This window comes from Neobacillus sp. DHD-1R, assembly GCF_057747995.1.
The window spans coordinates 1,710,967-1,723,386 of sequence record NZ_CM173232.1 but is presented as its reverse complement, the minus strand read 5'-3'; the positions used below and the strand labels follow the sequence as shown (position 1 = coordinate 1,723,386).

The window sequence follows — 12,420 nt, the reverse complement described above, 5'->3', positions numbered from 1 at the left end:
AAGCATTACACCCTTATAAGCCTCTCTGGACTTCCTTTAAAAGGTACTCTTGTTTTCTATGCAGTTTTCTTATCGCTATCCGTTTCATCTTCAAACATATTTTCAGCAGCAGGAACTCTTCCAGGCAGAATGAGGTTTAGCAAAACACCAATGATTGCTGCCAAAGCCATTCCCTGGATTTCTACATTTAAAGGCAGTTTCACGATCGCTCCGCCGATTCCAATAACCAAAATGACAGATGATATGACAAGATTGCGATTAGTGCTGAAATCGATTTTACTGTCAACTAACATTCTTAACCCTGATGAAGCTATAATTCCAAAGAGAAGGATTGATACGCCCCCCATAACAGGCGTTGGGATAGTCTGAATCAAAGCAGTTATTTTCCCGACAAATCCGAAGACGATAGCTAGCCCTGCAGCTCCTGCAATAACGTAAACACTGTATACTCGTGTAATGGCAAGTACACCGATGTTTTCACCATAAGTTGTTTTGGGAGGACCACCAATTAGGGCTGAAATCATGGTTGCTGTACCGTCACCAAGAATGGAACGGTGCAGACCTGGTTCCTTAATATAGTCTCGTCCGACCACCTTACTTAGGACAAGTTGATGTCCGATATGTTCTGATAATGTAACCACTGCCACAGGTACCATTAGGAAAACTAAATCCCAAGTGAAATTCACCTTGTAGCTGAAAAACGGAATTACAAATTCTGGCATCTCAAACCAATTTGCTTTTAACACAGGACTGAAATCAACGATTCCAACTAATAATGCATAGATGTAACCGACAATGATTCCAGCTAGGATTGGGATAATACTTAACATCTTTTTGGCATATATAGAGAAAATAATCGTTGCTGCTAAGGTAACTAAAGCTACCGAGAAATGAAGCATACTGTATTTCCCTGCCGGGTTATTCATCGCCATTCCTACAGCTGTACCTGAAAGTGCTAAACCGATTACGATGATAACTGGACCGACTACGATTGGTGGAAGTAAATTCATTATCCAGCGATGACCAGCCTTGCTGATCACTAGGGCCACAATTCCATAAACGAGGCCTGCAAGAAAGGTTCCTACCATTGCTGCACCAGGTCCGCCTGCCGCTTTTGCAGCGATGATTGGACCGATAAAGGCAAAGGATGACCCGAGGTAGGCAGGGACCTTACCTTTTGTAATAAGAATAAATGCCAATGTTCCAAGTCCACTTGAAATTAATGCAATCGCTGGGCTTAATCCAACAAGATATGGCACAAGGATGGTAGCTCCAAACATGGAGAATAAATGTTGTAAACTTAAGGTCAGCCATTGGGCTGGTTTTGGAATATCGTTTACGTCTAAGATAGGTTTATTATTTTTCATTTTTTTCTCCCCTAATTTTCTGTAATGATTTATCATTATTGTTTGCGTTTTGGCATAAAAAAACCTCTTTGTCCAATAAGGTACAAAGAGGGATTAGAAATGCCGCATCAGAAAAATTCCCTACGGCTCTTTCCCCTTTGTCAGCCTCACAGGACTGCCTTTAAAAAGGGCTATTCTTATTATTATTTATCATAGATACTTACTTGATCCACCTTATCTATTTCTGCCAGTTCAACAACAATTTTTTCATCACTTGATGTTGGAACATTTTTTCCTACATAATCTGCTCTAATGGGCAGTTCACGATGGCCTCGGTCCACTAAGACAGCTAGTTGAATGACTGCGGGCCGCCCAATATCCATAAGGGCATCTAGTCCTGCCCTGACGGTTCTGCCTGTGTATAACACATCGTCAACCAAAATAACCTTTTTATCACTTATCTCAACTGGGATATCAGAACCCTTCACAAGTGGTTCTTGATTTTCCGTTTTCTTCGATAAATCATCGCGATAAAGGGTAATATCAATTTCACCAACTGGGATAGACTTTCCCTCAATTTCTTCAATTTTTGCTGCTAGTCGTTCTGCAAGATAAATGCCTCTAGTTCGAATTCCGACTAGGATGGAATCATCAATTCCTTTGTTTTTTTCGATAATTTGGTGTGCAATCCTTGTTAATGCCCTGCCGATTGCTTGTTCATCAAGGACAACTGCTTTTTGGCTCATATGACACCTTCTTATAATAGAAATAAAAAACCTCTCACCGTTGTGGATGAGAGGTAGACAAGTTAATTTTACGTATTATGGCTAAGCGCCAATATACTAACCGTTTCCTTCTCAGCCTCACGGGACCGAATTAAAGGGCTTATTAAACTATAGTCATCTTACATTAAATCGGGGCTCACGTCAACGATTATTTCGCAAATAATCAAGGAGCCGTTCAAAGTCATCCGGCAGCGGTGCTTCAAATTCTAAATATTCATTGGTCCTTGGATGAGTAAATCCAAGAATACCTGCATGCAAGGCTTGTCCGTCAATATCCAATGTTTTTTTTGGACCATACTTAGGATCCCCAGCAAGCGGATAGCCAATATATTTCATATGAACACGAATTTGATGGGTTCGCCCTGTCTCTAATTGACATTCAACAAAGGTAAAATCTTTAAAGCGTTCAATAACATGAAAATGAGTTACAGCATGTTTTCCTTTATCCACAACCGCCATACTCTGACGGTCCCTAGTATCTCTGCCCAGCGGTGCGTCAATCGTCCCAAAGTCATGCGGAATAACTCCGTGAACAATGGCCTTATATTTACGTGTCACCGTTTTTTGAACCAATTGATTAACAAGACTTTCATGGGCCATATCATTTTTAGCAACCATTAATAAGCCTGAGGTGTCTTTATCAATCCGATGAACGATGCCCGGTCTTAACACCCCATTAATGCCGGATAAATCCTTACAATGGGCCATTAATCCATTTACCAATGTACCCGTTAAATGGCCTGGTGCTGGATGAACGACCATTCCTCTTGGTTTATTTACAACTAAAACATCTTTATCCTCATAATAAATTTCTAAATTAAGCTCTTCAGGTACTACATTTAAATCCTCTGGATCTGGAATTGTTATATCAATTTCATCATTCAAGCTGCATTTATAATTGGTTTTCACGGCTTGTCCGTTAACCAAAACATGTCCATCCTTAATCCATTGTTGAACCTGTGTTCTTGACCATTCTTCGTCTAACCCTGAGATGACCTTATCAATCCGGTCACCTTTTTGGTCCTCAAGAATGGTGTGTTCCATTTTCTCCATAAGATTTCTCCTTTGTTTCTCTCTCATCTAGCAGCATTTGAATCATTAACAGGATGACGCCGACCACCAATGCTGAATCCGCAATATTAAAGACTGGAAAATTATAGCTGAAAATATACATATGAATAAAGTCGACTACTTCTTGACGAAGGACCCGATCAATAAAATTACCAATCGCCCCTCCAAGCATCAATGCCAATGATACACCTAACAGCCATTTACCCTTTGCGGCTTTGTAGAGATAATACATAATAGCAACAATTACAACAACCGTAATGACATAAAAGAGCCACATTTGCCCTTGGAGAATCCCCCATGCAGCTCCACGATTGCGGTGAGAGGTTATATACAAAACCTGATCAATGACAGAAATACTTTCTCCCAAAAGCATATTATTTACAATTAACCATTTTGTAAATTGGTCTAATAAGATAACAAAAATAGCGATTAAGTAATAAAACACTATGAAATACCTCCACACTCAGCCTAAACTTACTCTTAGCATTTTAGCACACTTAATCGCATAACGACAATGTAACATCATAAAAAAGACGTTGAAATCGGTTTTTTGTAATAGAATTCTAAACTTTCGGAATCTTTTAGTGATTTTATTGTGGGCATCGCTTTTAACAAAGCCTCTGGTATTAATTCACCAGAAATTTCACATTTACCAAAATTCCCATCGGTAAACTTTTGCATCGCTGCCTTAATGTCGTTTAGTTCTTCCTCTAAAATGGACGTAAGCCATGTTTGCATTGGTTTATTTTGTAATGAATATTCAATTTCTTCCTTAGTTTGACGGAGTTCCAAAAACAGCTTTTCCTGCATGGCATTCATAGTTGTTACCTCCGTGGTTCATCATTTGTTTTATTATCTCCGTCTCTCACTTCCTGACACGGATAAACAATTGACAACCACTACAACAATTAACGAAAAAGGGAAAAAATGAAAGCCCCTTGCATTTTTTACAAGGGGCTTCATTTTCCTATGCTAAGTGGGAATAATTTTCTTTAACAACTTCAGCACAGCGTGGGCAAAGTGTACTATGTTCTGGGTCATGGCCAACCTCTGGCGTTACAATCCAACAACGTTCACAGGTTTCACCCTCCGCTTTAGAAATCACAATAGCGGCTGTATCTAGTTTTATGGCAGTATCAGGTGCTTGTTCGTACGAACCAGCTACTTCAAAGCCAGAGACAATAAACAACTGTTTCATGTTTTCATTAATAGAATCAAGCAAAGCTCTGGATTTCTCATTAACATATAAGGTAACTTTTGCAGTCAATGACTTACCAATTACCTTTTGATTGCGGGCTTCTTCAAGTGCTTTTAGGACATCATCACGGAGTGTCATGAATGCATGCCATTTTTCTTCTAAAGCCTGGGCACCAGCTAGTTCTTGATATTCTGGAAGATCTGTAAGCTGTACACTTTCTTCCTGAACGCCAGGAATAAACTTCCAAACCTCATCAGCTGTATGAGATAGAATTGGTGAAACTAATTTTGTTAAAGCAAGCAGTGATTCATATAATACAGTTTGAATAGCACGACGCTCATGGTGATCAGCTGCCTCAATATAAAGTACATCTTTAGCAAAATCGAGATAAAACGCACTTAAATCTAAAGTGCAGAAATTATTGATTGCATGATAAATGTTTGCAAATTCATAGTTCTCATACGAATTACGAACATTTTTGATTAATTTATTTAGTTTAACCAGCATAAATTGATCCACTTCGCGCAAGTCTTTATAAGCAACCTTATTTGCAGCTGGATCAAAATCCGCTAAATTTCCAAGTAAGAAACGGAAGGTGTTACGGATTTTACGATATACCTCGGCAACTTGTTTTAAGATGGCATCAGAGACACGAACATCGGCTTGATAATCTACAGAAGCTACCCATAGGCGTAAAATATCAGCACCTAATTGATTCATTACTTTTGCAGGTACAACGGTATTCCCTAATGATTTACTCATCTTCCTGCCTTCACCATCAAGGGCAAATCCGTGGCTTAGGACTCCTTTATAGGGAGCCTTTCCTGTTACAGCTACTGCAGTTGAAAGCGAAGAGTTAAACCAGCCGCGATATTGGTCAGAGCCTTCAAGATAAAGGTCTGCTGGACGAACTAAATCTTCTCTCTCAAGGAGTACCGCTTGATGGGAAGAACCTGAATCAAACCAAACATCCATGATATCCGTTTCTTTTGTAAAAATACCATTTGGACTGCCTGGATGTGTAAAGCCTTCAGGAAGCAATTCATTCACATCACGTTCAAACCATACATTTGAACCATGTTCACGGAAAAGGTTCGATACATGATTGATTGTTTCATCGGTAATAATCTCTTCGCCGTTTTCAGCATAGAATACCGGGATTGGCACGCCCCACACACGCTGACGGGAAATACACCAATCACCCCGGTCACGAACCATGTTAAATAATCTTGTTTCCCCCCAAGCAGGGACCCACTTCGTTTCTTTTACTGCTTCCAATAATTCGTTTCGGAAATCTTTAATGGACGCAAACCACTGGGGTGTTGCACGGAAAATAACCGGCTTTTTCGTTCTCCAATCGTGCGGATAGGAGTGAGTAAAAAACGAAAGCTTTAGCAATGCACCCACATCTTCTAATGCCTGTGAAATCGGTTTATTAGCCGTATCATAAAATAAGCCTTCAAAACCTGGTGCTTCACTAGTCATTACACCTTTATCATCTACAGGGCAAAGCACATCTAAACCATATTTCTGACCAACATAAAAGTCGTCTTCCCCATGTCCTGGAGCAGTATGAACACAGCCAGTACCTGCATCAGTTGTAACGTGTTCACCTAACATCACTAATGAATCACGGTTATACAATGGGTGTGCAGCAACAATATATTCCAATTCTGCACCTTTAACTTTTTGGACTACAGTGGTTTCTTCCCAGCCGATTTCTTTTGTGACAGCTTCCAAAAGTGCTTCAGCAACTAGGTATTTATTTCCATTTACAGACACAACCACATAGGTTAAGTCAGGATGCACAGAAATACCAAGGTTTGCTGGAATAGTCCATGGAGTTGTTGTCCAGATTACAATTTGTGTATCAGTATCGAGAACGCCCTTGCCATCTTTCACTTTAAAAGCAACATAGATGGACGCTGAACGTTTATCTTGATATTCAATTTCTGCTTCAGCAAGTGCTGATTCACTTGATGGGGACCAATAAACTGGTTTTTTGCCCTTGTAAATATAGCCTTTTTTCGCCATTTCACCGAACACTTTAATTTGTTGTGCTTCATATTCAGGTTTTAAGGTAATATATGGATTTTCCCAATCTGCACGAACACCAAGACGTTTAAATTGGGAACGCTGATTATCAACCTGCTCAAGGGCATATTTTGTACAAAGCTCACGGAATTCAGCAACAGTCATCTCTTTACGCTTAACACCTTTATTTGTTAAAGCCTGTTCAATCGGTAAACCGTGTGTATCCCAGCCAGGTACATATGGCGCGTGAAAGCCGCTCATCGATTTATAACGGACAATCATATCTTTTAAAATTTTATTTAGGGCGTGACCCATATGGATGTCTCCATTTGCGTATGGAGGACCATCATGCAGCACAAACATCGGACGTCCTTTTGTCCGTTCTTGTACCTTTTGATAAATATTCATTTCTTCCCATTTCGCCTGAATTTCAGGTTCTCTTTGGGGAAGATTGCCTCGCATCGGAAATTCCGTTTTTGGCATAAGTAACGTATCTTTAAATTCCATTTTCGCTTCCTCCAGCTTCTTTATATTGAACAGAATGACCATTCTCATAGTGAAAAATACTACTATCCGGAAAGTTTGGATAATGGGTTTCACTATTGCGACGCTCCGCCCCTTTTCCACGCAAAAAAACCCTCTCATCCCAAAATAGGGACGAGAAGGTTTTATTCCCGCGGTACCACCCTGATAGATAATACCGAAAAGTACTATCCTCTTTACCATTCGTAACGTGAATCATTCGCCTGAGCCTACTACCCCCATTAAGGGATTCGGTCAAAAACTCGAGGGTGATTTTCCAATTTTTCAGCTTTACCGGGCTTTCACCACCCCCGACTCGCTTAATAAAAGCCGTAGAAAAATTGTACTGTCCCTTTCATCGTCATTTTCCATTCTATACAACTATCTAAAAATTATATGCTAATAAAACGCATTTCGTCAAGCTAATGAATCTTCCTCTTGGTGAATTTTCAATTCTGTTGCATCCACTTCATACTCTAATAAATGATCCCAATCATCTGTATTCAGCATATCAAGCTGTGCTTCAATCAACATTTTAAAACGTGTACGGAATACTTTAGACTGCTTTTTCAAATCCTCAATTTCAAGGGCAATTTTTCTTGCTTTAGAAAGGGATTCATTCACAATACGATCCGCATTTTTCTCGGCCTCTTTAATAATGAGCTTTGCTTCCTTTTGAGAATTACGTTTTACATCTTCACCAGCTTCTTGAGCAATAATGATCGATTTATTAAGCGTATCTTCAATATGCACAAAATGGCTTAAACGTTCATTCATATCATTTAAGCGTTCTTCCAATTCTTTCTTTTCTCTTAGTACCAGTTCATAATCCTTAATAACTTGATCAAGAAATTCATTCACTTCATCTTCATCATACCCACGAAAACCTTTATTAAACTCTTTGTTATGAATATCTAACGGCGTTAACGGCATTCATGCCACCTCCATGCAATCTGTACTTTTATATGTATAAGCAAATATTCGACAAGATTTTCGATAATCCTGCTTAATTAGCAATTATTTTTGTTTGCCGACGCTTATTCGCCATTTTTCCTTTTTGGTTTTTCCTTCAATCCCGATCATTTTTGCCCTTCCCTGTCCTCTTACGGAAATCATGTCTCCTTGGTCACAAATAAAGGCAGGATTTTCAATTAAGGTCCAGTTTACTTTCACAAGGCCATGCTGAATTAAGGAAAGTGATTTTTGCCTCGATAGGTGATAAATGCCCGAAATAACTGTATCAAGACGTAAGGAAGAAACCGTAATATCTGTTTCATCCCATAATTCCTTTGCCGCAATGGCATGGTCGATATTTATTTCAGTTAATTTAACTCCTGCTCTTCCGATTGATTCTAGGTTGTTTTTAACATAGTCACTAATTTCCCTTGCTGCAAAAAATTGAACCTGCCCATCCATCATAAGGATGTCACCAAATTTGCCGCGTTTAAGCCCTAATGACATAAGTGTCCCTAAAACCTGTCGGTGTTCGATTGCTACGAACTTACGAGGATAATCAATTTCAAACAAACTTATTTGAAAGTCCTCATCGTTTGCAGTTAAATAATCAGGGTAAATAATGGCCCTTTTTCTTTCTACACCTGGACTTCCTCCAAAAAGTTTGCAGTGGACATCGCCATTTTCACCAATTATCGTTTTTAAAATATGCTGTTCTCTTGGATCAAGAAAATCAGTTAATTTTGCGCTATACTGTGTCTCAACATTGTTTTTCCAATGTAAGACCTGGTCGATATATTCCCGTTCTTCCGGACGAAAATGCTGATAAATGTTCATAAATGAGTACACAACCTATTATGAAAAAATTCTTATATAAGCCACAAATAAACCCTGTGTAAACCGTTGCTGGCAAAGTTGAGAACAAGGAAAGCGACAATAGGTGAAATATCCATCATACCAATCGAGGGGATGAATTTTCTAAATGGCTCAAGATATGGTTCACAAACTCTTGCCAAAAAATGACCAATTGAAGATTCTCGAGCATTTGGAAACCATGACATTAATATATAAATAATTAATACCCATGAATAAATATTGAGAAGCTGTTGCAATAGATTGAAAACAAAGGCCATTTACATTACCACCTTGTATTTAGATTATCTTGGTCAAGAATAAGATCCGATATGTTCCCAGACACTTCCACATTGTCAGGCGTGCATAAAAAAATACATAAGCCAATTTTTTGGATGTCTCCACCGAGCGCATAGACAACACCGCTTAAGAAGTCAACAACTTGCCTGCCTTGTTCATGGTCAATCCGCTGAAGATTAACGACTACCGCACGCCGATTTTTTAAGTGATCGGCAATCTCCGTTGACTCTGAGTAGGTTCGCGGCTCAACTAATATTACTTTTGACGATTTAGAAGCATTAGAAGAAGCTGGCGTTTTTTGTATGCTTTGTAGACTGACAACATTTTGACTTTTAATTGGCTGCTGTTTTGGCTTTACTGGTTCAACCGGCTCGACATATTCATCATTGTTATCATCATATTCATCATCTAAAAAGAAAAATGTTTTTAGTTTTGATTTAATCGTCATGTTATTCTCTCCTAACCCTCTTCACCGACAAGTGCTGTCCCTATTCTAACCATTGTTGCCCCTTCTTCTATTGCAATCGAAAAATCATTGGACATCCCCATTGATAACTCTGTACATGGAGCAAAATCTAAATGTAAGGCTTGCACTTGATCGCGAAGTTTCCTTAGTTTTTGAAAGCACTCACGCAGAATTTGTTCATCATCTGTAAATGGTGCCATGGTCATTAAACCTTCCACACTTATATTCTCAAAGGGACTTAGTGATTCAATAAATAAAACAGCTTGCTCTGGTGATAAACCGTGTTTGGATTCTTCACCAGAGACATTAACCTGAACTAGACATTTTACCTTTTGTTTAGCTCGCTTATTGATTTCTTCGGCAAGCGATAATCGGTCCAAAGAATGAATATAGTCGACCTTATCGATAATATTTTTCACCTTACGTGTCTGAAGTGTACCAATATAGTGCCAATTAGGCTTGTCCTGCAATACTTCCCATTTTTCAAGCAGTCCTTCATCCCGATTTTCACCTAGATCAATTATTCCTGCTTCAAGTGCTTCAACAGCTCTTTGGATGCTTACGTATTTTGTAACGGCAATCACTTTCACTTCAGCGGTGTTTCGATGTGCTTTATGACATGCCTCATTTATTTGTTGATTAATTTGCTTTAAATTATCTGCAACTCTCATTAACGTTCCAATGTCTCCTTCCAACCAATAAAACTCAGCATTCTTCCTGTACTACCCTTGTCACGGCGATGAGAAAAAAATGTCTCATGATTGCAGCTAGAGCAATAGCTTGTATTGATGATATTTTTAGCGGGAACGCCTGATGCAAGAAGTATTTGCTTGTTTAATTCACGTAAATCTAATGAATATTGCCCTTCTTTAACTAAATTATAGGGTAATACGCTGCCATCTTCTAGTGATTTTTCTACAAAGTTTATAACCGGCTCATCTACAATATAACATTTTTCACAAATAGACGGTCCAATTGCGACAAAAATCTGTTCAGGTTTAATCCCCTCATTGCCCCAAGCCATAATCATTTTCCTTGCGATCTGTCCAACTGAGCCCTTCCAACCAGCATGGGCAATACCAATCATCTTTTTTTCAGGAGCAATAAAAAAAAGGGGGACACAGTCGGCAAAGCAAAGTGTTAACAGGATCCCCTCTTCATCCGTATAAAAACCATCCGTTCCTTTAAAGGATTGTTCATAAGAATCAGATCCATAGCCACGATCAGCCTTTGAAATCTTTTTCAGAATTACATCATGTATTTGTTCTGCCCCAACCCATTTGGTAAGTGGGAAGTCAAGTATCTCAGCCAGTTTTTCTCTATTCGCACGAACTATTGATAATTCATCACCGACATGAAACCCAAGATTAAGCGTGCTAAAACCTCCTTGGCTCATGCCGCCGTTTTTGGTTGTAAAACCTACAATTAAGTCAGAAAATTGACTGACCCAGTTTTCAATTGTTAAATAAGACCGATTAGTTAATACAAAGGGTTCCATTTCTATCCCTCTTTTGTTTTTCTATAGTTTACCATGAAAAGAAAAATTGGTCACCGAAATACATATTGTCATACTTCAGTATGTTCCGTAATTTGTTCCATGCTTCCCTTATACCTAACCAAAATGACATCTTGACCAATCTTTAAAATATTTTTCCAAGGAATAACAATGTCTTCATCTTTTCCAAAAAAGCCAAGGACCCTGCCGCTGCCAGAAATAACAACTGCTTCTATTTTACCTGTTGTTAAATTTATCTCTATATCACCTATATTGCCAAGCCTTTTACCATCCGAAACATTGACGACATCTTTTATCTGAAATTCAGAAATTTTAACCATTACATCACTCCCCCATTTTCTCTGCTATTATCAACATATGATGACAGATGATATTTTATCTATAGGCTCTGTTAATTTTTAGTTAGAAAATGGAGGGAATCAGCTCCCTTTCCGCGGGCGACCGGGCAAGCCTCCTCGGTCGTTCCGACCTGTGGGGTCTCGCCTCGTTCGTTCTCCCGCAGGAGTCTCGCCGATTCCCTATGTCAACTCTAATCGTTTAACAGAGCCTATCTATAAAAAATAAAGCTGTCCGAGTGGACAGCTTTAGCTTTGAATGTTTTTATTCATTTGTCTAATCGCTGCTTTTTCAAGGCGAGAGACCTGTGCTTGAGATATGCCGATCTCATCAGCCACTTCCATTTGTGTTTTTCCTTGAAAAAACCGCTTCCGTAAAATTAATTTTTCACGTTCGTTTAATCTTCGCATGCCTTCCTTTAAAGCAATCTCTTCAATCCAATGAATATCTTTATTTTTTTCATCGCTTAATTGATCCATCACATAAATGGGATCTCCGCCATCATTGTATATCGGTTCAAACAACGAGACCGGGTCTTGTATGGCATCAAGGGCGAATACGATTTCTTCGTGTGGTACTTCTAAGACTTTGGCGATTTCTTCGGCAGTCGGTTCACGAGAAGTTTCACTCATTAATCGTTCCCTAACCTGCAGCGCCTTATAGGCGATATCCCTCAAAGAACGAGAAACACGGATCGGATTATTATCACGTAAATACCTCCGTATCTCTCCAATAATCATTGGTACGGCATAAGTGGAAAACTTTACATTTTGACCTAGATCGAAGTTATCAATTGATTTCATTAGTCCAATACAGCCAACCTGAAACAGGTCGTCAACAAATTCACCACGGTTGTTAAACCGCTGTATCACACTTAATACTAGGCGTAAATTACCGTTGACGAGCTTTTCACGGGCAGTAAGTTCGCCCTCTTGCATTTGCTTGAAGAGTATTCTCATTTCTTCGTTCTTTAAAACTGGAAGTTTTGATGTGTCTACACCGCAAATTTCAACTTTATTTCGAGTCAATCCTTTTCCCTC

General features: G+C 39.0%; 15 protein-coding genes and 1 other annotated feature. All 15 genes read right to left on the bottom strand.

Annotated elements, in window-relative coordinates; all coding sequences use genetic code 11:
• Window positions 1–56: 56 nt before the first annotated feature.
• On the bottom strand, window positions 57–1,367 hold the full coding sequence (locus AC3ANL_RS08295) for a solute carrier family 23 protein (RefSeq protein WP_488328755.1): 1,311 nt from the start codon (window positions 1,365–1,367) through the stop codon (window positions 57–59).
• A gap of 182 nt (window positions 1,368–1,549) precedes the next feature.
• Window positions 1,550–2,092, bottom strand: coding sequence for a bifunctional pyr operon transcriptional regulator/uracil phosphoribosyltransferase PyrR (gene pyrR, locus AC3ANL_RS08290; protein WP_488328754.1), 543 nt, complete (start codon window positions 2,090–2,092; stop codon window positions 1,550–1,552).
• A 180-nt stretch (window positions 2,093–2,272) separates the two neighbouring features.
• The gene (locus AC3ANL_RS08285) at window positions 2,273–3,184 is read right to left on the bottom strand and encodes an RluA family pseudouridine synthase (RefSeq protein ID WP_488328753.1); all 912 of its coding nucleotides are present in this window, start codon (window positions 3,182–3,184) and stop codon (window positions 2,273–2,275) included.
• Window positions 3,156–3,647 (bottom strand): signal peptidase II, encoded by a 492-nt coding sequence (gene lspA, locus AC3ANL_RS08280; protein ID WP_488328752.1) that lies wholly within the window; start codon window positions 3,645–3,647, stop codon window positions 3,156–3,158. Before lspA ends, AC3ANL_RS08285 begins: the two co-directional genes overlap by 29 nt.
• Window positions 3,648–3,724: 77 nt before the next feature.
• On the bottom strand, window positions 3,725–4,021 hold the full coding sequence (locus AC3ANL_RS08275; protein ID WP_488328751.1) for a TraR/DksA family transcriptional regulator: 297 nt from the start codon (window positions 4,019–4,021) through the stop codon (window positions 3,725–3,727).
• A gap of 148 nt (window positions 4,022–4,169) precedes the next feature.
• Window positions 4,170–6,941, bottom strand: coding sequence for an isoleucine--tRNA ligase (gene ileS, locus AC3ANL_RS08270; RefSeq protein ID WP_488328750.1), 2,772 nt, complete (start codon window positions 6,939–6,941; stop codon window positions 4,170–4,172).
• Complete coding sequence (locus AC3ANL_RS08265) at window positions 6,931–7,065, bottom strand: hypothetical protein (RefSeq protein WP_488328749.1); 135 nt, start codon at window positions 7,063–7,065, stop codon at window positions 6,931–6,933. Before AC3ANL_RS08265 ends, ileS begins: the two co-directional genes overlap by 11 nt.
• Window positions 7,066–7,084: 19 nt before the next feature.
• Window positions 7,085–7,324: a binding site (T-box leader), on the bottom strand.
• Between the two features lie 49 nt (window positions 7,325–7,373).
• On the bottom strand, window positions 7,374–7,889 hold the full coding sequence (locus AC3ANL_RS08260) for a DivIVA domain-containing protein (RefSeq protein WP_488328748.1): 516 nt from the start codon (window positions 7,887–7,889) through the stop codon (window positions 7,374–7,376).
• 84 nt (window positions 7,890–7,973) lie between these two features.
• Window positions 7,974–8,747, bottom strand: a complete 774-nt coding sequence (locus AC3ANL_RS08255; RefSeq protein WP_488328747.1) for a YlmH family RNA-binding protein — start codon at window positions 8,745–8,747, stop codon at window positions 7,974–7,976.
• A 32-nt stretch (window positions 8,748–8,779) separates the two neighbouring features.
• Window positions 8,780–9,043 (bottom strand): YggT family protein, encoded by a 264-nt coding sequence (locus tag AC3ANL_RS08250; RefSeq protein ID WP_488328746.1) that lies wholly within the window; start codon window positions 9,041–9,043, stop codon window positions 8,780–8,782.
• Between the two features lie 5 nt (window positions 9,044–9,048).
• On the bottom strand, window positions 9,049–9,510 hold the full coding sequence (locus AC3ANL_RS08245) for a cell division protein SepF (RefSeq protein WP_488328745.1): 462 nt from the start codon (window positions 9,508–9,510) through the stop codon (window positions 9,049–9,051).
• 11 nt (window positions 9,511–9,521) lie between these two features.
• Window positions 9,522–10,199 carry a YggS family pyridoxal phosphate-dependent enzyme gene (locus AC3ANL_RS08240; protein WP_488328744.1) on the bottom strand — a complete coding sequence of 226 codons (678 nt, stop codon included), beginning with the start codon at window positions 10,197–10,199 and terminating at the stop codon, window positions 9,522–9,524.
• Window positions 10,199–11,026 (bottom strand): peptidoglycan editing factor PgeF, encoded by an 828-nt coding sequence (gene pgeF, locus AC3ANL_RS08235; protein ID WP_488328743.1) that lies wholly within the window; start codon window positions 11,024–11,026, stop codon window positions 10,199–10,201. The genes AC3ANL_RS08240 and pgeF overlap by 1 nt, the downstream gene beginning before the upstream one ends.
• Window positions 11,027–11,094: 68 nt before the next feature.
• Window positions 11,095–11,364 carry a YlmC/YmxH family sporulation protein gene (locus AC3ANL_RS08230; protein ID WP_488328742.1) on the bottom strand — a complete coding sequence of 90 codons (270 nt, stop codon included), beginning with the start codon at window positions 11,362–11,364 and terminating at the stop codon, window positions 11,095–11,097.
• Between the two features lie 264 nt (window positions 11,365–11,628).
• Window positions 11,629–12,408, bottom strand: coding sequence for an RNA polymerase sporulation sigma factor SigG (gene sigG, locus AC3ANL_RS08225; protein ID WP_488328741.1), 780 nt, complete (start codon window positions 12,406–12,408; stop codon window positions 11,629–11,631).
• Between the last annotated feature and the right edge of the window lie 12 nt (window positions 12,409–12,420).

Excerpts from the sequence above, each read along its gene's own strand:
- AC3ANL_RS08255 (WP_488328747.1), bottom strand. The coding sequence starts at position 8,747 with ATGAACATTTATCAGCATTTTCGTCCGGAAGAACGGGAATATATCGAC.
- AC3ANL_RS08260 (WP_488328748.1), bottom strand. The coding sequence starts at position 7,889 with ATGCCGTTAACGCCGTTAGATATTCATAACAAAGAGTTTAATAAAGGT.
- pgeF (WP_488328743.1), bottom strand. The coding sequence starts at position 11,026 with ATGGAACCCTTTGTATTAACTAATCGGTCTTATTTAACAATTGAAAAC.
- AC3ANL_RS08250 (WP_488328746.1), bottom strand. The coding sequence starts at position 9,043 with ATGGCCTTTGTTTTCAATCTATTGCAACAGCTTCTCAATATTTATTCA.
- ileS (WP_488328750.1), bottom strand. The coding sequence starts at position 6,941 with ATGGAATTTAAAGATACGTTACTTATGCCAAAAACGGAATTTCCGATG.
- AC3ANL_RS08275 (WP_488328751.1), bottom strand. The coding sequence starts at position 4,021 with ATGAATGCCATGCAGGAAAAGCTGTTTTTGGAACTCCGTCAAACTAAG.
- AC3ANL_RS08230 (WP_488328742.1), bottom strand. The coding sequence starts at position 11,364 with ATGGTTAAAATTTCTGAATTTCAGATAAAAGATGTCGTCAATGTTTCG.
- AC3ANL_RS08245 (WP_488328745.1), bottom strand. The coding sequence starts at position 9,510 with ATGACGATTAAATCAAAACTAAAAACATTTTTCTTTTTAGATGATGAA.
- AC3ANL_RS08295 (WP_488328755.1), bottom strand. The coding sequence starts at position 1,367 with ATGAAAAATAATAAACCTATCTTAGACGTAAACGATATTCCAAAACCA.
- pyrR (WP_488328754.1), bottom strand. The coding sequence starts at position 2,092 with ATGAGCCAAAAAGCAGTTGTCCTTGATGAACAAGCAATCGGCAGGGCA.
- AC3ANL_RS08240 (WP_488328744.1), bottom strand. The coding sequence starts at position 10,199 with ATGAGAGTTGCAGATAATTTAAAGCAAATTAATCAACAAATAAATGAG.
- AC3ANL_RS08285 (WP_488328753.1), bottom strand. The coding sequence starts at position 3,184 with ATGGAGAAAATGGAACACACCATTCTTGAGGACCAAAAAGGTGACCGG.